Origin of the sequence: Streptomyces laurentii, assembly GCF_040635425.1 — a bacterium.
Lineage (GTDB): Bacteria > Actinomycetota > Actinomycetes > Streptomycetales > Streptomycetaceae > Streptomyces > Streptomyces laurentii.
The window spans coordinates 80220-104421 of record NZ_JBEYHT010000004.1 but is presented as its reverse complement, the minus strand read 5'-3'; the positions used below and the strand labels follow the sequence as shown (position 1 = coordinate 104421).

Annotated in this window: 18 protein-coding genes and 1 pseudogene; 7 read left to right on the top strand and 12 right to left on the bottom strand. The window is 74.0% G+C overall.

Going from position 1 to position 24202, the window contains the following annotated elements; translation table 11 throughout:
- Positions 1-17: 17 nt before the first annotated feature.
- The 3 genes and pseudogenes from ABZ693_RS04035 to ABZ693_RS04025 form a co-directional block, all read right to left on the bottom strand.
- A complete protein-coding gene (locus ABZ693_RS04035) occupies positions 18-509 on the bottom strand; it encodes an NUDIX domain-containing protein (RefSeq protein WP_359873063.1) in 492 nt (163 codons plus the stop codon).
- A gap of 130 nt (positions 510-639) precedes the next feature.
- Positions 640-1302, bottom strand: a pseudogene (locus ABZ693_RS04030) (YncE family protein); the annotation flags it as partial.
- A 358-nt stretch (positions 1303-1660) separates the two neighbouring features.
- Positions 1661-2764: a sulfite oxidase gene (locus ABZ693_RS04025; RefSeq protein ID WP_359873061.1), complete on the bottom strand. Its 1104-nt coding sequence runs from the start codon at positions 2762-2764 to the stop codon at positions 1661-1663.
- 170 nt (positions 2765-2934) lie between these two features.
- Here ABZ693_RS04025 and ABZ693_RS04020 point away from each other — a divergent pair, with 170 nt between their 5' ends.
- Both ABZ693_RS04020 and ABZ693_RS04015 read left to right on the top strand, forming a co-directional pair.
- Complete coding sequence (locus ABZ693_RS04020; protein WP_359873059.1) at positions 2935-4101, top strand: alpha-hydroxy-acid oxidizing protein; 1167 nt, start codon at positions 2935-2937, stop codon at positions 4099-4101.
- A gap of 416 nt (positions 4102-4517) precedes the next feature.
- The gene (locus ABZ693_RS04015) at positions 4518-6503 is read left to right on the top strand and encodes a D-alanyl-D-alanine carboxypeptidase family protein (protein WP_359873057.1); all 1986 of its coding nucleotides are present in this window, start codon (positions 4518-4520) and stop codon (positions 6501-6503) included.
- 30 nt (positions 6504-6533) lie between these two features.
- On the opposite strand, the gene bla is transcribed toward ABZ693_RS04015, so the two are convergent.
- Together bla and ABZ693_RS04005 are read right to left on the bottom strand one after the other, a co-directional pair.
- The gene (bla, locus tag ABZ693_RS04010) at positions 6534-7475 is read right to left on the bottom strand and encodes a class A beta-lactamase (RefSeq protein ID WP_435842341.1); all 942 of its coding nucleotides are present in this window, start codon (positions 7473-7475) and stop codon (positions 6534-6536) included.
- 241 nt (positions 7476-7716) lie between these two features.
- The gene (locus ABZ693_RS04005; RefSeq protein ID WP_359873053.1) at positions 7717-8673 is read right to left on the bottom strand and encodes an NAD(P)-dependent oxidoreductase; all 957 of its coding nucleotides are present in this window, start codon (positions 8671-8673) and stop codon (positions 7717-7719) included.
- Positions 8674-8744: 71 nt separating this feature from the next.
- Here ABZ693_RS04005 and ABZ693_RS04000 point away from each other — a divergent pair, with 71 nt between their 5' ends.
- Positions 8745-9098 carry a winged helix-turn-helix transcriptional regulator gene (locus tag ABZ693_RS04000; protein ID WP_359873051.1) on the top strand — a complete coding sequence of 118 codons (354 nt, stop codon included), beginning with the start codon at positions 8745-8747 and terminating at the stop codon, positions 9096-9098.
- Positions 9099-9346: 248 nt separating this feature from the next.
- Here ABZ693_RS04000 and ABZ693_RS03995 read toward each other — a convergent pair whose 3' ends face one another.
- From ABZ693_RS03995 to ABZ693_RS03985, 3 genes are all read right to left on the bottom strand, one after another.
- Positions 9347-9814, bottom strand: coding sequence for a DUF6114 domain-containing protein (locus ABZ693_RS03995; RefSeq protein ID WP_359873049.1), 468 nt, complete (start codon positions 9812-9814; stop codon positions 9347-9349).
- A 2-nt stretch (positions 9815-9816) separates the two neighbouring features.
- The gene (locus ABZ693_RS03990; protein ID WP_359873047.1) at positions 9817-10482 is read right to left on the bottom strand and encodes a DUF6230 family protein; all 666 of its coding nucleotides are present in this window, start codon (positions 10480-10482) and stop codon (positions 9817-9819) included.
- Positions 10483-10666: 184 nt separating this feature from the next.
- Positions 10667-11368, bottom strand: coding sequence for a TetR/AcrR family transcriptional regulator (locus tag ABZ693_RS03985; RefSeq protein WP_359873045.1), 702 nt, complete (start codon positions 11366-11368; stop codon positions 10667-10669).
- A gap of 618 nt (positions 11369-11986) precedes the next feature.
- Between ABZ693_RS03985 and ABZ693_RS03980 the strand changes: the two genes are divergently transcribed.
- Positions 11987-12649 carry a Tat pathway signal sequence domain protein gene (locus tag ABZ693_RS03980; RefSeq protein ID WP_359873043.1) on the top strand — a complete coding sequence of 221 codons (663 nt, stop codon included), beginning with the start codon at positions 11987-11989 and terminating at the stop codon, positions 12647-12649.
- A 76-nt stretch (positions 12650-12725) separates the two neighbouring features.
- Here ABZ693_RS03980 and ABZ693_RS03975 read toward each other — a convergent pair whose 3' ends face one another.
- Both ABZ693_RS03975 and ABZ693_RS03970 read right to left on the bottom strand, forming a co-directional pair.
- Complete coding sequence (locus tag ABZ693_RS03975; RefSeq protein ID WP_359873041.1) at positions 12726-12935, bottom strand: hypothetical protein; 210 nt, start codon at positions 12933-12935, stop codon at positions 12726-12728.
- Positions 12936-13070: 135 nt separating this feature from the next.
- The gene (locus ABZ693_RS03970) at positions 13071-16157 is read right to left on the bottom strand and encodes an AfsR/SARP family transcriptional regulator (protein WP_359873039.1); all 3087 of its coding nucleotides are present in this window, start codon (positions 16155-16157) and stop codon (positions 13071-13073) included.
- Between the two features lie 666 nt (positions 16158-16823).
- Between ABZ693_RS03970 and ABZ693_RS03965 the strand changes: the two genes are divergently transcribed.
- From ABZ693_RS03965 to ABZ693_RS03955, 3 genes are all read left to right on the top strand, one after another.
- On the top strand, positions 16824-17480 hold the full coding sequence (locus ABZ693_RS03965; protein ID WP_359873037.1) for a hypothetical protein: 657 nt from the start codon (positions 16824-16826) through the stop codon (positions 17478-17480).
- A gap of 150 nt (positions 17481-17630) precedes the next feature.
- On the top strand, positions 17631-18839 hold the full coding sequence (locus tag ABZ693_RS03960; RefSeq protein WP_359873035.1) for an LCP family glycopolymer transferase: 1209 nt from the start codon (positions 17631-17633) through the stop codon (positions 18837-18839).
- Positions 18840-18954: 115 nt separating this feature from the next.
- Positions 18955-19833: an NmrA family NAD(P)-binding protein gene (locus ABZ693_RS03955; protein ID WP_359873033.1), complete on the top strand. Its 879-nt coding sequence runs from the start codon at positions 18955-18957 to the stop codon at positions 19831-19833.
- Positions 19834-19865: 32 nt separating this feature from the next.
- On the opposite strand, the gene ABZ693_RS03950 is transcribed toward ABZ693_RS03955, so the two are convergent.
- Complete coding sequence (locus ABZ693_RS03950) at positions 19866-21314, bottom strand: hypothetical protein (protein ID WP_359873031.1); 1449 nt, start codon at positions 21312-21314, stop codon at positions 19866-19868.
- A gap of 223 nt (positions 21315-21537) precedes the next feature.
- Positions 21538-24123 (bottom strand): hypothetical protein, encoded by a 2586-nt coding sequence (locus tag ABZ693_RS03945; protein WP_359873029.1) that lies wholly within the window; start codon positions 24121-24123, stop codon positions 21538-21540.
- Between the last annotated feature and the right edge of the window lie 79 nt (positions 24124-24202).

Genomic DNA, 24202 nt, shown 5'->3' with positions numbered 1-24202 from the left:
CGAGAGGCGGGCAGCCGTCATCGAACGTCCTCCGACGTCACCTCGTACCGGTGGAACAGGCCCTCCGGGGCGGGGAGTTCGGGCCGCCAGAAGCGCAGGACCTGAGCCGAGGGGACGAACAGGGCCTCCGGCAGCCGGTCGGGGGTGAACCACTCCCACCGCTCGATCTTGTCGGGCTCCGCGACCGCCGGAGTGCCGTGGTGGACGCGGACCACCGTCGCCGCCGACACGCGGGTCAGCGCCGTGGAGCTCGCGGTGTCGAGGATGAAGCCGAGGACGGACACGTCGGCCGGCGCGGCGACGAGCGTGGTCTCCTCGGCGAGTTCGCGCGCCGCCGCCTCCTCGACGGACTCGCCGGGCTCGACCGCGCCGCCCGGCAGCTCCCAGACGCCCGAGGGGTGCAGGCCGAGCAGCACCCGTCCGGCCTCGTCGAGCACGACGACGCCCGCGCCCAGGGATGCCTGGGCGACGGGCGGCTTGGCGTTGCGGTGCGGGATGGTCATGGGCATGAGCGGTATCTCCTGGGGTGGGGCCAATGCGGGGGTACGCGTGGACGTCCCCAGCCAACACCACGCCACTGACAACGCCCCGCCCCGGGGGTCGTCCCAGGTCACCGCACCGTCACGCCCCCGCCTCAGGTCACAGCACCGCGATGCCCAGCGGGCGCGATCCGGCGGACAGCCGGTGCGTGCCACCGCTCGTGAGGTCCACCACGGTCAGACCGTCCCCATACCCGTCGTGGATGAAGCCGCCCGTGACATAGGCCGTGCGGCCGTCCTTCGAGACGGCGACGTTCTCGTGGGGTCCGTCCAGCGGGTGGACGCGCTCCTTGCCGTCGGGGCGGCGCACGGTCAGCGAAGGTCCGCGGTCGACGGCCGGGTCGATGGGTCCGGTGCCGACGGCCAGCAGGGTGCCGTCGGGCGTGATCGTGACCCCGTGCTGATGGGTGTTCGCGGTCATCCGCTCGACCTGCGAGCGGCCGGTACGCGGATCGACCACGACGAGCCGCTCTCCCTCGAAGGGCAGCAGCAGCCGCCCGTCCGAGGGCCGTACGGCCGCGTAGTGCGGCTTCAGCCAGGAGCCGAGCCCGCCCTCCGTCCCGTACGGGGCGACCTCGATCCGCCCGGCGCGCAGACTGCCGGTGTCGACCACGGTGACGTCGAAGGAGTCGTGGTCCGTCGCGTACACCTCGGCGCCGTCCCGGGAGACGTCCACGTCGAAGGGGTGCCGGCCGACCGGCACCCGGTCCACGACCTTCAGCGTGCTCGTGTCCACGACCTCCAGCGTGCCGTTGCCGCCGGGCGGCCCGCGGCGGCGCCCGTACTCCCGTTGCTTCCCTCACTTCCGCCGCTCTGGGAGCAGCCCGCGAGCAGAGCGGCGGACGCGGCGAGCACGGCGAGGGCGCGAGCACGAGCACGAGTACGAGCACGAGTACGAGCGCGGGGGCGGAGTCGGGTTCGGGGTCGGGTTCGGGTTCGGGGTCGGGTTCGGGTTCGGGTTTGGGACATGGCGGGGCTCCTGAGGACACCGGCGGACGGAGGCACGAGGGAGGGCCGGGCATCCCGCCCCGCTTCCCATCCTCCGGCCGTCCCGGGCCCACCCGGGTCAGCCGATCGGCCGACCCCGGGGAGCCGACCCCGGGGTCGGCTCCCCGGCCGGCTCAGACCACGACCACCTCGGTGACCGCCACCGGATTGCACCCGTACCCGCCCGCGTTCCACGCCGCCCGCACCGGCTGGACCGCCCCCGCCGCGTCGGTCGCCCGGGCCAGGATCCGGTAGCGGCCGGGGGTGCGGGGGGTCCAGCGGACGGACCAGTCCGTCCAGGCGTACGGGCCCGAGGGCCGGCCCAGCTCGGCGTCGTGCCAGCCGCCCTCCGGACCGTCGGGCTCGTTCGGCTCGTCCACGTGCACCGCCCGCACCTCGACCCGGCGCACCGCCACCCCGCCGCCCGACCAGGCGTGCCCGCGCACCTCGGTCTCCCGGCCCCGCCGCAGGTCCTCGTCCGGCTCGGGCGCGGTGATCACCGACTTGACGAGCAGCGCGCCGACCGGCTCCCCGGCCCGGCCCGCGGAGTCGACGTACACGTACTCCTCGGTCTGGAAGACCCCCTCGAACGGCTCGGTGACCGCCCGCGCCCCGGTCAGCCACTTCACGTCGGCCACCGCGAACCGGCCGGGCACCACCAGACGCACCGGGGCGCCGTGCCGGGGCGTCAGCGGCGCCCCGTCCAGCCGGGTGGCGAGCAGCGTGTCCGGATGCAGGGCGAGCGCACGCGGCAGGCCGCGCGCGAACGGGACGTGCCGGCCGCGCACCGTCCCGGAGTCGGCGCCCGTGAACACGAACTCGACCGCCGCCGGGTCGACTCCGGCCCGCTCGGCCAGCAGCCCGAACGGCACCCCCGCGAACCGCGCGCAGCCGACCGCCCGCTGACCCCACGGCAGACCGGACGGCCGCGGGCTCATGCTCGTCCGCCCGTTGCCCGCGCACTCCACCACCACGTCCACCTCGCGGTGCGGGAGCGCGGTCAGTTCCTCGTAGCCGACGCTGTACGGCGTCCCCACCGCGCCGTCGATCCGCAGCCGCCAGCGGTCCGCCGGCAGGTCCGGGACCTCGAAGTGGTTGCGTACGAACAGGGCGTCGGCGGGCGTGAGCGGCGCGGCGAGCGCGGCCGACGGCGTCTGGGCGTTGTACGGGTCGGACGTCACCGTCTCGGGGGACCAGGCGGTGGCGCCCGGCCCGGGGGGAGGCACGGAGAGCTGCATGGTGCGTCAGGCTACGCCGGGCGCGGGCCCGGGCGGGGGAGCGCCATGCGGCGTACGGGACCCGCCCCGGCAGGACGGTCCGGGTCATGGTCAAGCGCTCTACCCGGAGGTAACGTCCCTGCCCGGCGGCCGGCGTTCCGGGACCGGCGCAGGGCGCGGGGAGAAACACGATGGAGCAGCGGTTCGGCGACTACCAGAACGAGATCTATCTGAACGGCCTTTTCGGGACCCTGCCGAAACTGCCGATGACCTTCGCCGAACTGGAGCGGCGCGCCGGGGCCGCGCTGCCGCCGTCCGTCTGGTCGTACGTCGCCGGAGGCGCCGGCGACGAACACACCCAGCGCGCCAACAGCGAGGCCTTCACCCGCTGGGGTCTGGTGCCCCGGATGATGGTCGGCGCCACCCACCGCGATCTCGGCGTCGACCTGTGCGGCATCGGCCTGCCGACCCCGCTGCTGATGGCGCCCATCGGCGTCATCGGGCTCTGCGCCCAGGACGGGCACGGCGACCTCGCCACCGCGCGCGCCGCCGCCCGCACCGGCGTCCCGATGATCGCCTCCAGCCTGAGCGTGGACCCGCTGGAGAAGGTCGCCGCCGAATTCGGCGACACCCCCGGCCTCTTCCAGCTCTACACGCCGACCGACCGGGCCCTCGCAGAGAGCCTGGTGCACCGGGCCGAGGCGGCCGGCTACCAGGGCGTCGTCGTCACCCTCGACACCTGGGTGACCGGCTGGCGGCCCCGTGACCTCGCCACCGCCAACTTCCCCCAGCTGCGCGGGCACTGCCTGGCCAACTACACCTCCGACCCGGTCTTCCGGGCCCGGCTCGCCAAGACGCCCGAGGAGGACCCCCAGGCCGCCGTCCTGGAGTGGACCGGCCTCTTCGGCAACCCGCTCACCTGGGACGACCTGCCCTGGCTGCGCTCGCTGACCGACCTGCCGATCCTCCTCAAGGGCATCTGCCACCCCGAGGACGTCCGGCGCGCCCGGGACGGCGGCGTCGACGGCGTCTACTGCTCCAACCACGGGGGCCGGCAGGCCAACGGGGGACTGGCCGCCCTCGACGCCCTGCCGGACGTGGTCGCCGCGGCCGACGGCCTGCCGGTCGTCTTCGACTCGGGCGTCCGCGGCGGCGCCGACGTGATCAAAGCGCTCGCGCTCGGCGCCACGGCCGTGGCCGTCGGCCGCCCGTACGCCTACGGGCTCGCCCTCGACGGCACCGACGGCATCGTCCATGTCCTGCGGTCCCTGCTCGCCGAGGCCGATCTGCTCATGGCCGTCGACGGCTATCCGGCCCTCGCCGACCTCCGGGCGGAGGGCGCCCTGCGCCGGCTCTGACCGGCCGGCCGGAACGTCCCGGCCGTGACCCGGCGGAGAGGAACTCCGTATTCCGTGCGGCCTTCCACCCGTTCCACGGATCGGGAATCCCCGCCGGGAAATGCGCGCCCGGACAGAAGCGACCGCCGGGAATTCCGGCATGCCCCCGCGCACGCTCGGAGTGGCGTTCGGGGACGAGAAAACCGCCTCTTTGGTTCCACGGCGGTTTTCGGTCATTCGGGAGCGTTGTACTCCGCTTTCCTCGAAGAATGTTCGGTTACGCTGGCCCCGCCGCCGCGTGGTGATCACCGGCCGACCCTCCTCGGGTCGCGGGTCACCCGGCGAGAGACTTCCGCACGCGCGTACAGGACGTGTGACGTATCCGGTCCCCCGTTCCGCAGGACGCGTGTGTCGCGAGCGTACAAAGGAGACAGCACATGGCGGACCGAACTCCCGACGGCGACATCCTCGGCCAGGACATCCCTCGGGCGGAGTCCTCCGACACGGAACACGGACCGGACCGGGAGCCGGCCGACAAGGCCGACGGCCCGCCCTCCCCGAGACGGGTGACGAAGGCGGAGCGGTCCGAGGAATCGGCGGATATAAAAGCGGCGGAGCAGCGGGACGAAATCGATGTGCCGACACGGGTACTGACGGGGCTGAAGAATGCCGCCGCCGATCCGGCGACCCATGAGGACGAAGCGGCCGACGCGGATGACGGGACAGGAGAAGCGGCTCGGCCGGACGACGGCCGTCCTCGTACCTCGTGGGGCAAGACCATGACCCTGCGCACCCAGCCGCCGGCCGCCGCACCCCCGGAAGCCGGGGCCGACGACACCACGGCGGACCAGGACGCGAACGACGCGAACGACGCGAACTCCGAGCCGCCCGCCGAAGCGCGTGACGCGGCGTCCGCCAAGGACGCGGCCGCGGCGCCCACCGCCGTCACGTCGCCCGAGACCACGCGGGCGGAAGCGTCAGGGACACGCGAGACACGCGAGACACGCGAGGACGTGGCCGCGGCACCGGCCGAGGCGACGCAGGTGATCCGTGTCGCCGTCTTCCCCGGCGCCGAGCCGCCCGCGGCCCCGCCCGCCGCCCGGGTCGACGACGTACAACCCGCCGCCGCTCCGCTCGACATGCTCGCGCAGCACACCGACACGCCTCCGCCGCCGCCCGCTCCGGGCCGCACGCCCCTGCGCGGGGTCAAGATCTGGGCACCCCTCGTGGCGCTCCTCGCGCTGGCGCTCGTCGTCGTCCAGCTGGTGCGCCCGCTGCCCGCGCCGGCGATCGTGGCCGACTCGTCCTCCTTCACGGTCGGCGGGGGGACGTTCAGCATGCCATGGCCCGCGGAAGGGCAGGCCGCGGCCATGGTCGTGGGCTCGGGCACCATCGGGACGTTCGGGGAGCAGAAGCCCGTCCCCACCGCGAGCGTCGCCAAGATCATGACTGCCTACGTGGTGCTCCGCGACCACCCGATCAAGCGGAACGAACCGGGCCCCCGCATCACCATCGACGCCCGGACCGTGGAGGAAGGCAAAGCCAAGGACGAGTCGCGTATCGAAGGGCTCCGCGCCGGCCAGACCTTCGGGCTCCAGGACATGCTGAAGATGCTGATGATCCCGTCCGGCAACAACGTGGCCCGGATGCTGGCCCGGTGGAACACCGGGACCGAGGACACGAGCGCGTTCGTCCGCAAGATGAACGAAGCGGCCCGGTCGCTCGGCATGAAGAACACCACGTACACCGATCCCAGCGGGCTGGACGAGGGCACCGTCAGCACGGCCGTCGACCAGCTGAAGCTCGCCGAGGCCGTCATGAAGTTCGATTCGTTCCGCGCGGTCGTCGCCCTGCCCAGCGCCGACATCCCCGGCGTCGGGCGCATCTACAACAACAACCAGCTGCTCACCGGAGGACTGAGCGTCCGGGGCATCAAGACCGGCTCGAACACCCCCGCCGGAGGCACGCTGTCCTGGGCGGCCTACAAGACGGTGGACGGCGAGGACCACCTGATCCTCGGCACGATGATGGACCAGCACGCTCCGGGGCCCGACCTCAACGGCGGCGACAGCCTCGTGCTGGTGCAGGACAACACCAAGAAGGTGATCAAGGCGGTGCGGGACGCGCTCACCTCCGCGCCGGCGGTCCGCGCCGGCGGGGTCGTCGGATACGTGGACGACGGCCTCGGCGGTCGTGCGCCGGTGGTGGCGACGCGGGACCTGAAGGTGGCCGGGGTGCCGGGGCAGGAGCTGAAGCTCACCCTGCGCGGCACCGGTGGGGACCTCGGCGCCCGGACGAAGGCCGGGTCCGTGGTCGGTGAGCTGGTGGTGGGCAGCGGTACGCAGGCGCGGAGCGTCCCCGTGGCCCTCCGGTCCGACCGTCCGCAGCCGTCCTTCTGGACGAAGCTGACCCGGCTCGGGTGACCGCGGACGGGGACGGCGGCACGGGCCGCGTCAGACCAGCGCGGTCGTGATGTGGCGGGTGGCCTCGGTGAGCACGGCTTCGCGGGGACTGTCCGCCCGGCGGGAGCGTTCGGACATGACGGCCAGGACGAGCGGGGCCGACCGCGGCGGCCACACGACCGCGATGTCGTGGGTCCGCCCGTAGTCGCCGGCGCCGGTCCGGTCGGCGATCCGCCAGCCGCGGGGAAGGCAGGCCCGGATCGGGTTGCCGCCGTTGGCCTTGCGCTCCATCCAGTCGGTGAGCAGGGCGCGCCGGTCGTCGGAGAGCGCGTCGCCGAGGACGATCCTCCGGTAGTCGGCGGCGATCGCCTGGGGTGTGGTGGTGTCGGCCGGGTCGCCCGGGCGCATCCTGTTCAGCTCGGGCTCGTCGTGGTCGAGGCGGCTGACCGTGTCGCCGAGTCCGCGCAGCCAGGCGTTCAGCCGGTCGGGGCCGCCGAGCTCGCGCAGCAGCAGGTTGGCGGCGGTTTCGTCGCTGTACCGTAGTGCGGCGTCACATAGTTGACGGATCGTCATTTCCTCGGCGACGTACTCGCGGGTGACGGGGGAGACGGAGTCGATGTCGCTCCATCCGTAACGGACGCGCTTGTCCAGATGGATGGGCGAGTCGGCGCGGAGGACGGCGGCCACGACGAGGGTCTTGAACGTGGAGCAGAACGCGAACCGTTCGGCCGGCCGGTGCACGACCGTCGCGCCCGTCCCGGTGTTCAGGGCGTACACACCGAGCCGGACGTCGTAGGCGCGCTCGAGTTCACCGAACGCCGGGAGGTCCACGGGCCGTGCGGGGGAGGCCGAGGCCGAGGCGGTGGAAGGGGCCGGTGCCTTGGGCGACGTGGCGGTCGACTCGTCCCGCGCGCCGCCGCACCCGGCCAGGGGCAGCAGGGACGCCGCGGCGACGACGCTGCGACGAGTCGGCCCGGATCGCTCTAAGGACAGGGGAGGTACCCGCTTTCGAGAGCCGCGTCGCACCTGCCGTGGCCGACGCGGGAACGATGGTTCTCGTCGCTGTTCGTTCTACGTCTCCAGGACGACGCAGTCCAACTCGGCTCGGCCGGCCGTGCGTTGGAGTCGCGCGGGCATGTGGAAGCGGGTACGGAGAGGGGCTCGGCCTCAAGAAGGACGGGCCGGGTGTCACCGGCCGGCCGCCAGGGTGACGGCCGGCCGGTGCCACACGCCGTCAGGACCGGGACGAGGCGGTACCGGTGGCGGCGCCGGACCAGCGTCCGAGCACCTCGGCGATCCGGGAGAAGCCGTCCGCGCCGTGGCCGAGCGCCACGGTACGGCGGGCGAGGCCCTCGATCGACCGCATGATGCCCGCGTCGATGCCATGGGCCTCGGAGGCGTGGACGACATGCGTCATCGTCGACACCGCCGAGGTCAGCGGGTTGCCCTCGCCCGAGTACCCGCCGCTCTCCGCGTCCTCGGCGAACTCCTCGAACAGCGGCGGCAGGATCGCGCCGATGCCCTGGGCGAACGGCGCCAGTTCGCGCGGCGTGACGCCTTCCGCCCCGGCCAGTGCCAGCGCGTGCGTGTATCCCGCCATCGACGTCCAGAAGAGGTCGAGGAGCGCGATGTCGAACGCCGCCGCGCGGCCGATGTCCGCGCCGAGCCGGGTGTGGCTGCCGCCCAGCGCGTCGAGCACCGGCCGCTGCGCCTCGTACAGCTCCTCCGGGCCGCTGTACAGGAACACCGACCGCGGCGTCCCGATGGTCGCGGCCGGGGTCATGATCGCGCCGTCGAGGTACGCGATGCCGTGCTCGGCGGCCCACCGGCCGGTGTCCCGGGCCCGGCCCGGGATATCGGCGCTCAGGTTCACCAGCGCGCGGCCCTTCAGCGCGGCCGTGACCGGCTCCTGGCGCAGAACGGCGTCCGTGGCGTCGTAGTTGACCAGGCACACCACGGTGAGCGGGCTCGCGGCGACGGCCTCGGCGGCGCTCGCCGCTCCGGTCGCGCCCTGCTCGATCAGCTCGCGGTCGCGGCCGGGCGTGCGGTTCCACACGGTGGTGCGCACCCCGGCGGCCACGAACGCGCCGGCCAGGGCGCGGCCCATCGGGCCGAGGCCGAGCACGGTGACGGTGCTCTCGTGGTCGCCGGCCGGGTTCGAGGACAGTGGCGTCTGCCGGGAAGAAGACATGGCGGAAACTCCCTTGTACATGAGTCAGGAAACGGTGTGACGGTCCGACCGAGGGACGGGGAAGAGGAACGATGAGGCGCAGCCGTGCCAGGGATACCGAGGTGTGCGGGGTGACCGCCGCGATCGTGGTGATCGAGGGCAAGTGGAAGACCCTGCTGCTGTGGATCCTGGAGTCGGGCCCGTACCGGCCCGGCGAACTGCTCCGGAAGGTCCCGGGGATCAGCGAGAAGGTGCTGACCCAGGCCCTGCGGGAGATGGAGAGCGACGGCCTTGTCCACCGCGAGGTGTACGACGTGGTGCCGCCGAAGACGGTCTACTCGCTGACGCCGTTCGGCCGCGAACTCTCCGAGGCGCTGGCTCCGCTCTCCGAGTGGGGCCATCGCCGGCTCGACCGGCTCACCAAAAAGCGGGCCGTGCCGTCCTGAGACGTCCGGGGAACCGGCGCCTCGCTTGCTGAACTCCTCTTCTCGCGTCCTCCGTTCGTGGCCCGGGGTTGGTGTCCCCCGGGGGTGTCACCAGACTCTCCTGGGGCCGGGCGGGCGGCAAGTACCCACAAATAAGTGGGTGTGGAGGCGGTGGGTGCGGGCACGCACGACGGCCCCGGCCCGCCCGAGAGGATCGGGTGGGCCGGGGCCGAGGTGCCCAGGGCCGGTCGTGGCCCTGGGGAGTGGTGCTACGCGGTACGGCTCTTCCGGCGCCGCCAGGTGCGCCGGGGCCGGTCGGGCAGCCAGCCGAAGGTCAGCGAGCTGCCGATCAGGCCGAGGAGCATGCCGATGAAGAAACCGCCCAGGTTCGACGTCACCCAGGTGGCCAGCGAGGCCAGGACGCCGATGATCGAATAGAACAGTCGCTGGCGGGGGTTGATCACGATGAGCAGTCCGCAGACGACCATCAGGATCGGCAGGACGTATCCCGCCAGGCTGTCGGCGCCGGCGGCGAGGACCACCGAGATACTCGCCTGCTGGGTGAGCAGGATCTCCGCGCCGCCGAGCGCCAGGGCGAGGCCCGCCCCGAAGGGGCGCCGGTGGCGCCAGGTCCGGAACGCCCGCCAGGGGTGCCGGCGGTCGTCGGGACGCGCGTCGGCCCCGGCCCCGGGGGCCTTCGGGGCGTCCGCTACGGCCTCGTCCGTGCCCGGTGCCATGGTCAGCAGCCCTCCGAGCTGAAGTTCATGTGAAGGTCGGGCAGGGTGAACCGGACCGCCGTGGTGGCGTAGTTGGTCTGGCGGAAGTCGTTCATCTCCACCGTGTCGGCCTGCTGGCCGAAGGAGCCGAGCGGGCCCTTGATCGGGGGCTTCTCGTAGGTGCTGGCGTCGCCGCCGATCTCGATGTTGTCGAAGCTCGCGGACTTGCCGGTGATGTCGGTGGAGTCGGTGGTCAGACCGGTCGCCTCGACCGGACGGTCCTTCTTCCCGCCGGCCGTGATGTGCAGGTAGGTGCCCCCCAGCGCCACGCTCTGGCACAGGTTGGTGATCTTCGCCTTGCGGATCGCGGTCACGATGGTCAGCACCTGGCCGCCGGTGTCGCCCGCGTTCGGGCTGTTGTCCGCCATGTTGTCGATGGCGCCGAACTGCCCGAATCCCTCGCCCTTGAGCGAGTCGCCGGCGACGACGAACGGCATTCCGGAGATGGCGAACTGGGCGGCGAGCGCGCCCTGGGCGGTGAGGACCACCAGTGTGCCGGCGGCGAGGGCGGCGGGGATGCCCATGAGGGCCGCGCGACGGTAGCGCACCCCGCCCCGTCTCTCCTGGCCGGCCGCGGCGGGCGGACCGCCGGGCGAGTCGGGGGTGGTGGTGTCTTCGGACAGGGCCATGCGGTGCTCCTGACAGTGATGAGGAAACAGAGCGCGGCTTCGTCCTGGCGCGGACCGGTTCCCCCCACCCACCTGGGTCTTCCTGGGAACGTGCGGAGGCAGCCGTGCCGCAAGGGAACCGACTCGGACCGTACGCGCGGTTACAAGTCACGTCAACTGCCCAGTAACAAAAGCTTCTTGACGATCATTCGGAAATCGGAAACGGCGCCACGACCACATGGACGAGCACGTCCAGAAGAGGGTCGGGACCGGTCGCCGGTCCGCCGTCCGCCGTGGTGAACCGCCCTGCGTCGACCGCCCGTTGCACCGCCGCGTGCACGGCGCCGACCACTGTGTCGACCAGCTCGTCCCGCGCCACCCCGTGGGGACCGGGTGGAGCGTCGGTGAAGAACCGGCGAAATCCGGCCAGAAATTCGGCCCGCGCCCGGCGTCCCGCGGGCCCCAGGGACTCGATCTCGACCGCCATCGTCGCGAAGGCCGGCGTCTCGGCGAGCAGGGTCAGCAGGGCCCCCAGTCCGGCCCGGACGGACATCGGCCAGTCCGCCGCGCCGCCCGCCTCGTCGTACGCCCGCCGCATGGCCCGTACCACCGTCCGGGAACCGCCCCGGAACGCGGCGAGCACGGCGTCCTCTTTGCCGGAGAACAGCTCGTAGAAGACCGGACGGGTCACCCCGGCGGCCCGGCAGATGTCACTGATCCGGGCGCCCGCGTAGCCGTTCGCGGCGACGGTGCGGACCACACCGTCGAGCAGCCGCTCGCGCTGGCGCGACGCCACCTGCTCGGGCGAGAGCCGGCGCGGTCCGGGGCGGAGCGAGCGCTCCGGCTCGCGGCCCGTGCGGGCGCCTGGCAGAACGAGTTCCTCCTCGGGGCAGCGCACACTCGTCATCGGCCACATCCTTCTGCGGTTGTTGACGTCACATACTCGGCGGGATTACAACCCTCGTGGGTTTTCCTTTCGGTGCAGCGGGAGAACCGGTGGTGCCGCACCCCGCGGGACGGGATGCGGTGCCGCCGTATCCCGCACACCGAGTATTACGCTCCACCCCGTATCGCGACACCGCTGCCGGAGACCCGTGGCGCCGGATCCCCGGCGGCGGCCGTCGTCGCCGTGACGCAGTCGCGTCACCATGTCACCGGACACGCAGGCACGTTCGCACGGAGTACGGAACAGGGCTCACGCGGAGCACGCACCACGTACCGCCGGCACGACCATGCCGTTTCACGGAGCACGGACGCGCGACCCGTGGTCGCGTGCCGTCGCGCCGCTCCGCCCGCTTCGCGTGTCCCCGCCCTTACTCGCGGCCGTGTCGTGCCGTACGTGTCCGGTGCGTGATCCCCGTGCGGCGTGCTCGTCCGTACCACCCGTGCCATCCGTACCGCCGTTCCGTCGTACCGCAGCGCCGTACTGCCGTACCTCCGTTCCGCCGTACCGCCCGGGTGTGCCCGCGTCTCACGCGGGCCACCGAGTCACCTCACCTCCGCCTCCGTGCGAAAGGACACCCCCATGAACAAGCGTCTTCTCTCCCTCGCCTTCGGTGCCGCCGTGGCCGGCGTGGTCGCCGTGAGCACCTCCGCCTCCGCGACGGGTGCCGCCGGCGCCGTCCTGACCGTCGGCAGCCCGACCGGCCCCGCCGTCGCCGCGGGCGACTCGCTCGCCGCCTCGCTGGCCTCCGGCACCACCGCGAAGATCGCCACCACCGCCGGCGGCAGCAGCGGCATCACCTGTAACACCTCGTCCTTCGCCGCCACCGCGAACACCAACCCGGCCTCTCCCGGCACCGCCACCGAGACCGTGACGGCGCACACGCTGGCGAACTGCACCACCAACATCATCGGCGCGACCGGCGTGCAGAGCATCACGGTCAACAACCTGCCGTACAAGGCGTCCGTGACCTCCGGCGGTTCGCTGACCGTCTCGGCGGGCACCGCCGGACCCATCCAGACCACCCTCAAGATCAACACGATCCTGGGTGCGATCACCTGCGTCTACCAGGCCGGCAACCTCACCGCGACCCCGGCCAACGGCGACAACTCGCTTACCTTCAAGGACCAGTTGTTCAGCAAGACCAGCGGCCCGGCCACCTGCCCGGGCAGCGGGTACTTCTCCGCGAAGTACGCCCCGGTGACGGACGTCAGCCAGGGCAACGGCCTGGTGTTCGTCAACTGACGCACGCCGTAAGCGCGGTGACCCTGGTGCCGCGGCGCGGCACCGGGGTCACCGGCACGAGGTCCGGCCCGTGCGCTCAGCGGTAGTCCTCGGGATGGCCCTGCATCCAGGTGTTGATCCGGTCGCGGGTGTCGACGAGTTCCTTCTTGTACGTGCGGAAGGCCGGGGAGGGCTTCCGCGTGGCGCCGGCCGGGGCCGGCTTCTGCTCGCCCATGGTCTCCTGGAGCGTGTCGATCCAGCCGAGGGGCTCGGTGAAGTGGCCGGGCCCCTTGGGGTCGTTGCGCATGGCGTCCTCGAGACGGCCGAGCTCCAGATGGATACGGGCGAGGGTCTCGTCGCAGTCGGCACACCCGAACAGGGTGGTCTGGAGGCCGGCGAAGGCGTCGCGGACCTTGGAGGGGGCGGGAGACAGCCCGTCCCGCTATGTCCCGGGTACGGCCTCCGGTCGCGCGGCGGCCGTCGGCTCCTGGACCCCGTGGAGCCGCTGGAGTTGGGCGTCGGCGCGCAGCACGCTCTCCTGGTAGCCGTGGGCCAGGCCCAGCCGGCGGGCGCGTGCGAGCACGGCTTCCGCCTCCGCCGTCCGGCCGAGGTCGAGCAGGGCCGTTCCCGCCGTCGCGGTCAGCATGCTGTGGCGGACGCCGACCAGACCGTTGACGGTGTCGCCGTCGAGGGCCAGTCCGCGCTGCGCGCAGTCGAGCGCGGCGGCCGGGTGGCCCGCCGTCAGAAGCTGCCGGGAGCGGTGCTCCAGGGCCAGCAGTTCGGTCATCACGTCCCCGCTGTCCCGTACGAGTTCGGCGGCCCGGGCCGTGAGCGCCAGCGACTCCTCCGTCACCTCGTCCCGGTCGAGCGCGACCGCCAGGTTCACCAGTGCCGTCGCCTCGCTGGACTTCTCGCCCGCGCGGGCGGCGAGCGCGGGGGCGAGCCGCAGATGCGTCAGCGCCTCGGTCAGCCGGTTCTCCTGGGTGAGGATCCAGCCGAGCAGCGCCCGGGCCCGGGACTCGGCGTCCGCGTCGTCCACCCGGGCGGCCGAGTCGACGGCGTCGTCCAGGAGCGGCGCCCAGCCGTCGTGGCTGTTCCACAGGATGTACGGCCACTGGAGTACGGCGAGCCGCCAGGCCCGGTCGTGCAGTCCGGCGGCCCGGGCGGCGGTGACGGCCGCCGCGAGGTTGTCGCGCTCGGCCGCGTACCAGAGCAGCGCCGCGTCCCGGCCCGCGAACCGCACCGTGGTCCGGGTCAGCCGGGCGTCGGCCGGCGGCGCGCAGCAGTCCTGGTCGTCGGGTTCGGCGGTCCGCGCGGCGGCCATGGCGGTGAGCGTGTAGTGGTCGAGCAGGCGGACGAACGCGTCGTCGTCGGAGGAGAGGCTGCGCGCGTAGAGCCGCACCAGGTCGTGCAGGGTGTGCCGGCCCGGCGCGTACTCGGTGAGCAGATGCGCGTCGCACAGCCGGTCCAGGGCCTCGGCGGCGGCCGCGGGCGTCCGGTCGAGGAGCGCGGCGGCGGCGTGCCGGTCCAGGTCCGGCCCCGGTGCGGCGCCGAGCGCACGGAACAGCCGGGCCGCCTCCTCGGGCAGCCCCTGCACGGTGACCCGCAGCGCGGCGGCCACGCCCTGTCCGTCGGCGCCCGCCGAACCGTCGTCCACCGACAGCAGTGCCAACCGCCGCTGCTCGTCGGCGAGTTCAGTGGCGAGTTCGGCGAGCCGCCAGTGCGGGCGGGCGGCGAGCTGGGCGGCGGTGACGCGCAGCGCGAGCGGCAGCCCGTCGCACAGCTCGGCGAGCCTGCGGGCGGCGACCGGCTCGGCGTCGATCCGGTCGGCGCCGACGGCGGCGGCGAGCAGCGCGGCCGACTCGTCGAGGCCGAGCACCCCGAGCGGCACCGGCCGGGCCAGCTCGGTCACCACCAGACCGCCGAGCCGCAGCCGCGAGGTCACCACGGCGGCGCTGTCCGGGCCGGCGGGCAGCAGCGGCCGGGCCCGGTCGGCACCGCGCACGTTGTCGAGGACGACGAGCAGGGCCCGGTCCTCGGTCAGCGTGCGGTACAGCGCGGCCGCGGCCGTCGGCGACTCCGGCACGTCGCGCGGTGGCACCCCGAGCGCGGGCAGGAACTCCCGCAAGACCTCGGCGGCGTCGACCCCGTCGCCGTCGCCCGGGCCGAAGCCGCGCAGATCGGCGTAGAGCACCCCGTCCGGGTAGTGGTCGGCCCGCAGATGCGCCCAGTGCAGGGCGAGCGCCGTCTTGCCGACCCCGGCGGGGCCGGTGACCAGCGCCACCCGGGCGTGGTCCACGGCCGTGTCGAGCGCGGCGAGTTCGCGCGCGCGGCCCAGGAAGCCGCGCGGGGTACGGGGCAGCAGATCGGGCGCCGGAAGCGACGGGAGCACGGCCGCCGGGCGCGCCGGCGACGGCTGCTCGGCTCGCGGGGCCCGCGCCGCGGGTACGGACTCCGCGGTGCCGGAGGCCGTACCGTCCCCTGCTTCGCCCGAGGCGGGAGCCGGGATCCGGGAAGAAGCGTCCGAGGCCCCCGGGACACCCGGGGCGCCCGCGTCCGGACCGGCGACGATTCCGGCGTGCCCGGCGTGCCCGGCGTGCCCGGCGTGCCCGGCGTGCCTGGCGTGCCTGGTGGCCGCGGCGGTCGCCGCGTCGGCATCGGCCGTCCCGGCGGCGCTCTCGGCCCCGTCGCCCGCCCCCGCTTCCGTCTTCGCCCCCGCCGCCGGCGGCCACGGCGACGCGCTCGCGGGCGCCTCCTGCCCTGGCCAGGACGCGTTCTGCGTACCGGACGGCAGCCCGCGCAGCACCGCCTCGTACGCGGCCCGCAGTGCCGGCCCGGGGTCGACGCCCAGGTCCTCCGCGAGCTGGGTGCGCGTGCGGTGGTAGCAGTCCAGGGCGTCCGACTGGTGGCCCGCCCGGTACAGCGACAGCATCAGCGCCGCGAGCAGCGACTCGCGCAGCGGATGCGCCGCCGCCTCGGCGCGCAGCAGCGCCGCCGCCTTCACATGCTCGCCGAGCCGCCCGTACGCCGCCGCCAGCTTCTCGACGGTGACCAGCCGCGTCTCCTCCAGCGCCTGCGCGGCCATCAGCAGCGGCTCGCTCGCCACCGTGCCGGTCAGCGCCGGGCCCCGCCACAGCGCCAGGGCCTCGCGCAGCATCAGGACCGCGTCGCCCGGGTGCTTCTGGTGCCCGGCGAGCTGGACCAGCTCGTCGAAGCGATGGGTGTCCAGGAGCTGGTCGGGCATCCGCAGCTCGTACGCCTGGGTGTGGGTGGCCAGCTCGACGCCGTAGTCCTCCGCGCCGCCCTGCTCGAACAGGGCGCGCAGCCGTGACACATGCCCCTGAACGACGGTACGGGCCCGGGCCGGCGGCTCCTCCTCCCACACCGCGTCGATCAGCCGGTCGACGGGGACGACGGCGTTCGCGCGCAGCAGCAGCGCCGCGAGCACGCTGCGCCGCTTGGCGGGGCCGAGCGGCAGATCGCCCGCCTCGGCCGCGATGGACACCGTCCCGAGCAGGCGGAACTCCACCCGGCCCTCCCTTTCACTGTGATCCCGTGGGGGTTCCAGTATCCTCGCCGCCTTGCGGGGAGCCTCGGTCCGGGTCCCCCAGATGTCCGGATACGACCGGATCGAGCCGGGTTCCGGCCGGAACCGTTGCTGGACCGTTGCACGACGTGTCCCGTACACCCGGCCGTCTCATCACGGCGTCAAGCCGCGACCCGATCGTCGCCGGATCGTGTGGCATGGGCCCGGATGGTCGTGGAATCGGAGGCGGGACACGGCAAGATCGGTGGAGCCGGGTCGCACGTACGAGGGCCGTGGGGGCTCTTGGATCCGGCGCACCACGAGCGTCGTGCGCCGACATCGCCGCTCCCGCCGTCCCCGGATCGAGGCTCCGCTCCGGGGACGGCCCTGGTGCCGGGCCGCCCGCCCTTACCGTCAAGTAGCAAACGAGGCGCATGCCTGACGGAGTGTCAGACATGGCGCAAAACCTGTCTGGACGCTGCTACCGGCCGGTTCTACTCTCAGGTCACTTCGCGTGCGCCACCCCCCACCCCACGCGTCACCGCGCACGTCGCACGCAGCACCGCGTACGCCGCACGTCGCTTCGCGCACGTCCTCGCACCGTGCACGCGCACCTCGTACCTCGCACCTCCTCGCGCATCCCCACACTCCGAACCCGAGGAGATCCCCATGTCCAAGCTGCTCATCGCCGCGACCGGTCTCGCCGCCGCCACCGCCCTCACCTTCGGCGGCACCGGCACCCAGGCCGCGTCCACCACCCTGCTCCCGGCCGGGCACTCCTTCGCCGCCAAGCTCAGCGGCAAGGCCACCTTCGTCGCCGGCTCCACCACCATGACCTGCTCGGTGTCCGCGTCCTCGCCCTCCACCGGCGCGGCCAACCAGGTGCCCGCGGCTCCCGCCAACCACAATGCCGCCGGGCCGGTCACCGTCCCCATCAACCCGCCCACCTTCAGCAGCTGTACCACCAGCATCTTCGGCGTCAACGTCTCGGTCACCACCAACGCCACCAACGGCGCCTGGGCGCTCACCGCCCAGAACGGCACGCCGGCCACCGCCGGGTTCTCCATCCCCAAGGGCGGGGTGGTGCTCAAGACCAGCGGCCTCGCGTCCTGCACCATCACGGCCTCGCCGAGCGGCGCCACCGCCGTGAACGGCAGCTGGACCAACGGCGCCCCGTCCAGCCTCGCCATCTCGGGCGCGGCCGTCCCCGCCACCGTGACCGGCGGCCTGCTGTGCCCGACGGGCGACCAGTCGGCCAACTTCAGCGCCACGTACCAGATCACCGACACCACCGACCCGGCCCAGCAGATCACCGTGACCGGCTGATTCCGCCCCCTGCCCGCCGCCGGACCGTTCTGCTCCGCTTGTCCGACTCACCCCGCGCCGCGCCGTCGTCCGGCATCCTGGTGTCGGTGTACGCGCCGGCGGGGCGAGCCGGGTGGTTCGGGGGCGGGCAGCGGAGGGGGAACCGTAGCCATGAACGAGCACGACGACAGCGCGGCCGACGGGGCGGATACCGGCGGCCGAGATGGCGCGCCGGGTGCTGAGGGCGCGCCGGGCACTGAAGGCGCGCCGGGCACCGACGGTGCGGAAGGGCGCGGCGCCCGGGTGGACGACGCGGAAAGGCCGAGCGGCGCGGGCGGCCCGGACACGCCCGGCGGTACGGGCACCTCGGATGCGTCCGCCGACGCGGCGAAACGGCGGCGGCGGCGTCCCCGGGCGCGCACGGTCCTGCTGACCGCGCTCGCCTTGCTCGTCGGCGCCGCCCTGCTCACCGCGGGCACCGGCTACTGGGCGTACCGCCACTACACCGGCCGGGTCCAGCGCATCCCGCAGACCTTCCCGACCGACGCGCCCGTCCCGGACGCCTCCAAGGGCGGCCGGAACTTCCTGCTCATGGGCCTCGACTCGCGCTCCGAGGTCCCGACGACCGGCAGCGACGCCAAGGGCACGCTGTGGAAGTACGGCGACCAGCGCAGCGACGCGATGATGCTGGTGCACATACCGGAGGACCACTCCGCCGCGTACGTGGTCTCCCTGCCGCGCGACTCCTGGGTGGACATCCCCGGCAAGGGGCGCGCGAAGCTCAACGCGGCCTTCTCCTGGGGCGGCCCACCGCTCCTCATCGACACCGTGCAGCGTCTCACCGACGTCCGCGTCGACCACTTCGCCGTCATCGACTGGAACGGCTTCCGCAAGCTCACCGACGCCGTCGGCGGCGTCGACATCCTGCTGACCACCGGCGAGCGCCGGCACATGAACGGCGCCGAGGCCCTCGCCTACGTCGGCGAACGCAAGGGCCTGCCGGGCGGCGACTTCGACCGCACCCACCGCCAGCAGAACTACCTGCGCACCGTCCTGGAGAAGGTGATGTCCGCGAACTCCCTGAAGGATCCCCTCCAGTTGAAGAAGACCCTCGACATCTTCACCGAGACCGTGTCCGTCGACGAGCGCTTCGGTGACGGCGACATGCGCGACCTGATCTGGAACATGCGCGAGGTCCGGGCCCGCGACATGACCTTCATGAACGCCCCGGTGAAGGGCACCGGCACCGAGCGGGGCCAGTCGGTGGTCCGGCTGGACCGCGCCCGCTGCGACGCGCTGTGGCAGTCGTTCAAGGACGACGAGGTCGCGGCGTACGTGGAGACCCACCCGCTCGACCTGCTCCGGCCGGGCACCCGCTGACGACCGAGCGGGTGCGCCGCGCCCGGGCCCGGGGTCGAATGGGGGAGGACGGCGGGCCCGGGACGGGACACGCCGCGGACAGGGCACGGCCGAGGACACGAGCGGGGAGCGGAACGTGAGCGGACTCATCGCGGTCACCGGGGCCACCGGGCGGATCGGCCGCCGGGTGGTGCGCCACCTCGCCGAGCAGGGCGTGCCGGTCCGGGCGCTGGGCCGCGATCCGGAGAAGCTGGCGGCGTCCCCCGCCGACGACACCCGGACGGCGGAATACGCCGACGCCGCCGCGATGCGCGCCGCGCTCGACGGCGCGCACAGCCTCTTCCTGGTCTCCGCCCACGAGGCACCGGACCGGGTGCGCACCCACGCGACGGCGGTCGACGCGGCCCTCGCCGCCGGCGTCCGCCGGATCGTCTACCTCTCCTACCTGAACGCCGCACCCCACGCGACCTTCACCTACGCCCGCGACCACTGGCACACCGAGCAGCACATCCGCGCCGCCGGCGTGCCCTTCACCTTCCTGCGGGACAGCGCCTACCAGGCCGACCTCGCCGCGATGACCTCGCCCGACGGCGTGCTGCGCGGGCCCGCCGGGGACGGCCGGGTGGCCGCCGTCACGCACGACGACGTCGCCGCGGCCGCGACGGCGGTCCTCCTCGGCACGGGGCACGACGGCGCCACGTACGACATGACCGGCCCCGAGGCGCTCTCCTTCGCCGAGATCGCCGCCGCGCTCGCCGCGGCCGGCGGGCGCGAGGTCGTCTACCGGCCGGAGACGCGTGACGAGGCGTACGCCTCCCGGGCCGCCTACCAGGCCCCGGACTGGGAGGTCGAGGGCTGGGTCACCTCGTACGAGGCGGTGGCGGCAGGCGAGATGGACGACGTGTCCGACGACATCCGCGCCCTGACCGGGCACCCGCCCCAGTCCTTCGCCGACTTCCTCGCCACGCACCCGCGGGCCTACCGGCACCTGCTGCCGCCCGGTACGCGCGCCTGAAGGCGGGGCCCGCCACCCGCCCCGGCCGTCGGTCAGGAGCGGCAGGTCGCCCGCATCTGGGCGGCGGCGTGGTGTGCCTTCTCCCAGCCCTTGGACCAGTCGTCGCCCCGGTCGAGGAGCTTCACGCCGATCGTCGTGCCCTTCATGGGGAAGGTGCCCGCGTTGACCCACTGGCCGCGGTGGCCCACCTGGTTGATGGTGAAGCTGTCGTACATGGTCGTACGGTCGTTGGCGTTCACGAGCACGTGGTACTTCGTCGGGTGGCCGCCGACGTAGAGGGTGTTGGTGCTGCTCGGGATGTAGACGGAGATCTGGCAGGTACGGGCCTTGCTCCCCGGCTTCCACCACCACTTGACGCGGCTCTTCATGTCGGTGTCGACGTCACCGGACATCGGGACGGCGTCGAAGCTGCCGTTGCATCCGTCGCCCGTCCAGCCGCCGGACGTACGGGCGTACCAGCCGTTGCTGCCGTCGCTGAAGTAGTTGTCCCGCTGGTAGCCGCCACCGGAAGGGGTGCCGCAGCCGCGTCCGGTGACGCCGGTGTACACCACGGTCGACGAGGCGACCGGCTTCTGCGTGCTCCCGGACCCGGACCCGGACGTGGGGCCGGATCCGGGCGAGACGGCGCCGGTGCCGGTCCCGGCACCGGTCCCGCTCTTGCCCGTGGAGGCCTTCCCGCCCGTGGACCCGGTCGTGGTCTTGGCGGGGGAGCCGGGCTTCTTGGCGTCGTCCGTGTTCTTGGCACCGGCCCCGGTGCCTGATCCCACTGCGCCCTTCGCCGCCACCCCGCCGTCCTCGTGGATGCCGCCGGGCGCGTCGACGGCGCCCTTGCCGGGACGGGCGGGCGTACCGGCGGTGCCGGGGCGCTTGCCGCCGTCCTCGACCGAACCGGAGTCGGGGGCCCGCTGCTCGCCCGGTACGACTCCCGGGCCGGAGCCGTCCGGGTCCATCGGGCTTCCGGCGGGTGCGCCGGCGGCGACCGGGCCGGGCTTGTCGTCCGGCCCGGATATCAGGAAGGGCACCCCGATCAGTACGAGCCCGCCGACCACGGCCGCGGCGATCATGGGCTTGCCGGGCCGCCCGAGGGGACGGCCGAGAGGCCGCGCGAGGGTACGGCGGGAGGTGGTCGCGGGCCGTGTGGCCGCCGCGCCGAGCTTCGCCTCGGCACCCGTTTCCTCCGTGGCGGTGGCGGTGGCGGTGGCGGTGGCGGCAGCGGTGGCCGTCGCTGCCGCGGCCGCCTTCGGCTCCGTCGCGGTCCCGGCTTCGGCCTTCTCCTCGGCCTTCTCCTCCGAGGTGCCCGCAGGCGGGGTTCCCGTGCCGGATGCCGCCGGACTACCGGCGCTCTCGACTGCCTTCCCGCCGGCCGACGCGCTGGTCGTGGCGGTGGCGGTGGCTATGGCGGGCTTCGGCGCGCTCTCGTCCGTGCTCTTCGCGGACGTGGCGGCTTCCTGCTTCTGCCGCGCGGCGCTCTCCTTCCGCACGGCGACGGAAGCGGTGGCCGTCGCCGTCGCATCGGGGGACGAGGCTGCCGGGAACAGGCCCTCGCCCGGCTCCTCGGTCAGTGCCGCAAGCGCTGTCGCGCGTCGGACCGATGGCCCGGAAGCGCCGGTGCCCCCGCCTGTCGGGGCGGACTCGCTGGTTGCCATGAATGCCTCTCTCGGGGACGGAGGAGCGGAACGGACGGCCGGACAGCCGACGACAGCACTAGGAAGTGAGCGGGCCCGTACAGCGGACGGGCCACGGTGGGCCGCCCGGCAGGGGCAGCCGGCGGGAGGCCGTGTCCAGTCGGGCGACGACCTCGTCCGAAGGGGGCCGGAACGGGGCGGCGCCGGACGGGACTTCGGCGAGCAGGATACGGCCGGGCAGCCCGTCGCCCGCCTCGTACCTGGCCAGCACGGAGAACGCGGTGCCCGGGGCGAACAGCGCCGCCGCTCCGCTGCCGTCGCGCGTCAGCGCGGAGGTCCGGCGGGCGGTGAGGGGGCGGATGACGTAACGGACGAACTCCGTGGGCGGGACAGGAGCGTCCGGCGCCTCCAGATGGACGGCGTCGAGTGGCGCGTCCGTGTGGAGGCACGCCCCGGGAACGACGTCCTCCGGGATGTCCGGGCCGGGCACCGCGCGCATCAGGGTGCCGCGCAGCGCGGGCAGGCGGCCGAGTCCGGAGGACAGACACGCGGCGTACGGGCGCAGCTCTTCGGCGTGCTCCGCCAGTGCGAGCGCTCCGAAGGGGCCGTCCGGCGGCGAGGTGAGGTAGAGGTGTACGGCTATCAGGTCGGCGCGTGCGGCGGCCTCACCGGTGCCGCGCAGGGCGGGCAGCCGGATGAGGGCCTGGTTGACCGGCCCGGTGTGTTCCTCCCAGACGTCCGACGCCAGGTCTCGGAAGGCCGCCCGGTCGCCGTCGCCGCTGGCACCGGTGGGGGCTGTGCCGGTACGGCGGGGGGCGGCAGGGGGCGCAGGGACGGTCGGGGCGGCCGGGGGCTTCGCGGCCGGGAGCGCAGCCGTGGACACCGCTGCCGGTGGCGCCGGGACACTTTCGGTGGCGTGGACTTCGGACCGTACGGCCGACGCCCGAGCCGACGGTGCCGGAATACGCGCTTCTTCGGCAGGGCGAGCCGCGCTCCCGGTCGCCGGGCGGCCGGCGAGCACGGTGGGAACGGTGGGAACGGTGGGAACGGCCTCCGGAACCTCTTCCGGACCGGAGGGTCGCGGCTCGGACGCCGGGGCGGCGACGTGCACCGGAGTCGCCTCGGTGGTCGCGGGAGCGGGGGAGCCGGTGGAGGTGGAGGTCAGGGCCATGGGTCGGACCGGTGCCCCGGGAGGCGCGGCCGGCGGGGCCGACGGCTCGGACGGGGTGGCTCCGGCGTCGGGCGTCACCGAGGTGCCTTCCTCCCTCGCGCCTGTCACGTACGCCACCCCGTGCCGCATCGAGAACCGGCGCAAGGCTCCCACGGTCTCCGGCCCGGCCCCCTTCGGGGCGGCGATCTCCGCGTGCTCGCGCACCTGCTCGTCCAGTCGGGGCAGCAGCGCCGCCAGCGACGTCAGCAGCAGGTCGCGGGACGTGTCGTCGTCCGTGTCCGCGATCTCGATCCGAGCGGCACGTGCCTCGGCCGGCCGGTCGCGCACCTCGGGGGGTGGTACGGGCGAGTCGCCCACCCACAGGCCCGCCCGCACCGCGACGGCGTACGCGCCGTCCGGCAGGCGCAGCGTGGCGGGTTCGAGGGCCGGGCCGTCCACGGGATCCGGCAGATTCCAGCGGGCCGGGCGGGCAGCGGGGCGGTGGCCGTCGGGTCCGGCGGGGGCGCACACCACGGAGGCCAGCAGGGCGGGCCATGTGGGCTCGCCCTCCGAGGAGTTCAGGCGCACGGACTCGGCGTGCGCGGCTCCCGGCGCCCCGTCGGGCAGGGGGAACGGGAGGCCGGTGCAGACCTCGATCTCCGTGCCCAGCAGGTCCGCCACCGTCTCCGCGACCGGCAGCAGATCCCGGCCGTCACCGGGCGCGAGCCGCACCGAACGGCGCAGCTCGGCGGGCAGTCCGGCGAGCAGCGTCGCCAGGTCCTCGGCGATGCCTTCCTCGCTCGCCCCGCGGGAACTCACCAGCAGGGTCAGCCGCTCAGGGTGGACGGCCAGGGCGTACGCCAACTCCCCGGTCCGTGGCGCCGCCGCCCCGGCGGGACGCAGCGACAGGCCCGCCGGTATCTGTTGCACGACGCATCCGCCCAGCGCGCCGAGGGGGACCCGGGCCAGTGCTCGCTGCCAGCGCGGCGCGGGCATGCGCGCCCCCAGCGCCTCGGGCTCGCCGCCGGGTGCGAACCGCCACCAGCCCCCGGCGCGGGTCGTGGGCTCGGCCACGTACAGCCCGCCCCCGGGGACGAGGACGATCGGCGCGTCCGGTGCCTCGATATCCAACTGCCAGGCGTCGGCGAGGCGTTGCGCCAAAGGAAGTCGTTCGGCTGTCGCGGCTGCCGCGCCGGACATGACCAGGCGTGCGGCCGAGCAGGCCGGGTCGGCGCTCAACCGTCCGAGCAGGCCGCCCAGTTCCTCGCCGAGGTTGCCCGCCGCGTCGGCGGTCACGTCGACGACGACCACCGGCCGCCCGGGCTCGGCGGGCAGGTCGCGGACCAACTCGGCCACGGTGGAGGCCCGGTCGGCCGAGGAACGGAGGAGGAACCGCTCGCCGTCCGCTTCGAGGACGGTGTGCGGGCCCGCCGGGGTCTCGCCCGGGCCGGGTGTGGTGGCCGCCGGAGAGGCGGGCGTGCGGCGGCCGAACCACCGGGGGATCCGTGAGGACATGCCGCTCATCCGGTGCGCTCCCGGCTGACGGGGCTGCTGGGTTGCACTGATCCTCCATGAACGGCCGTGCTCAAAAGTG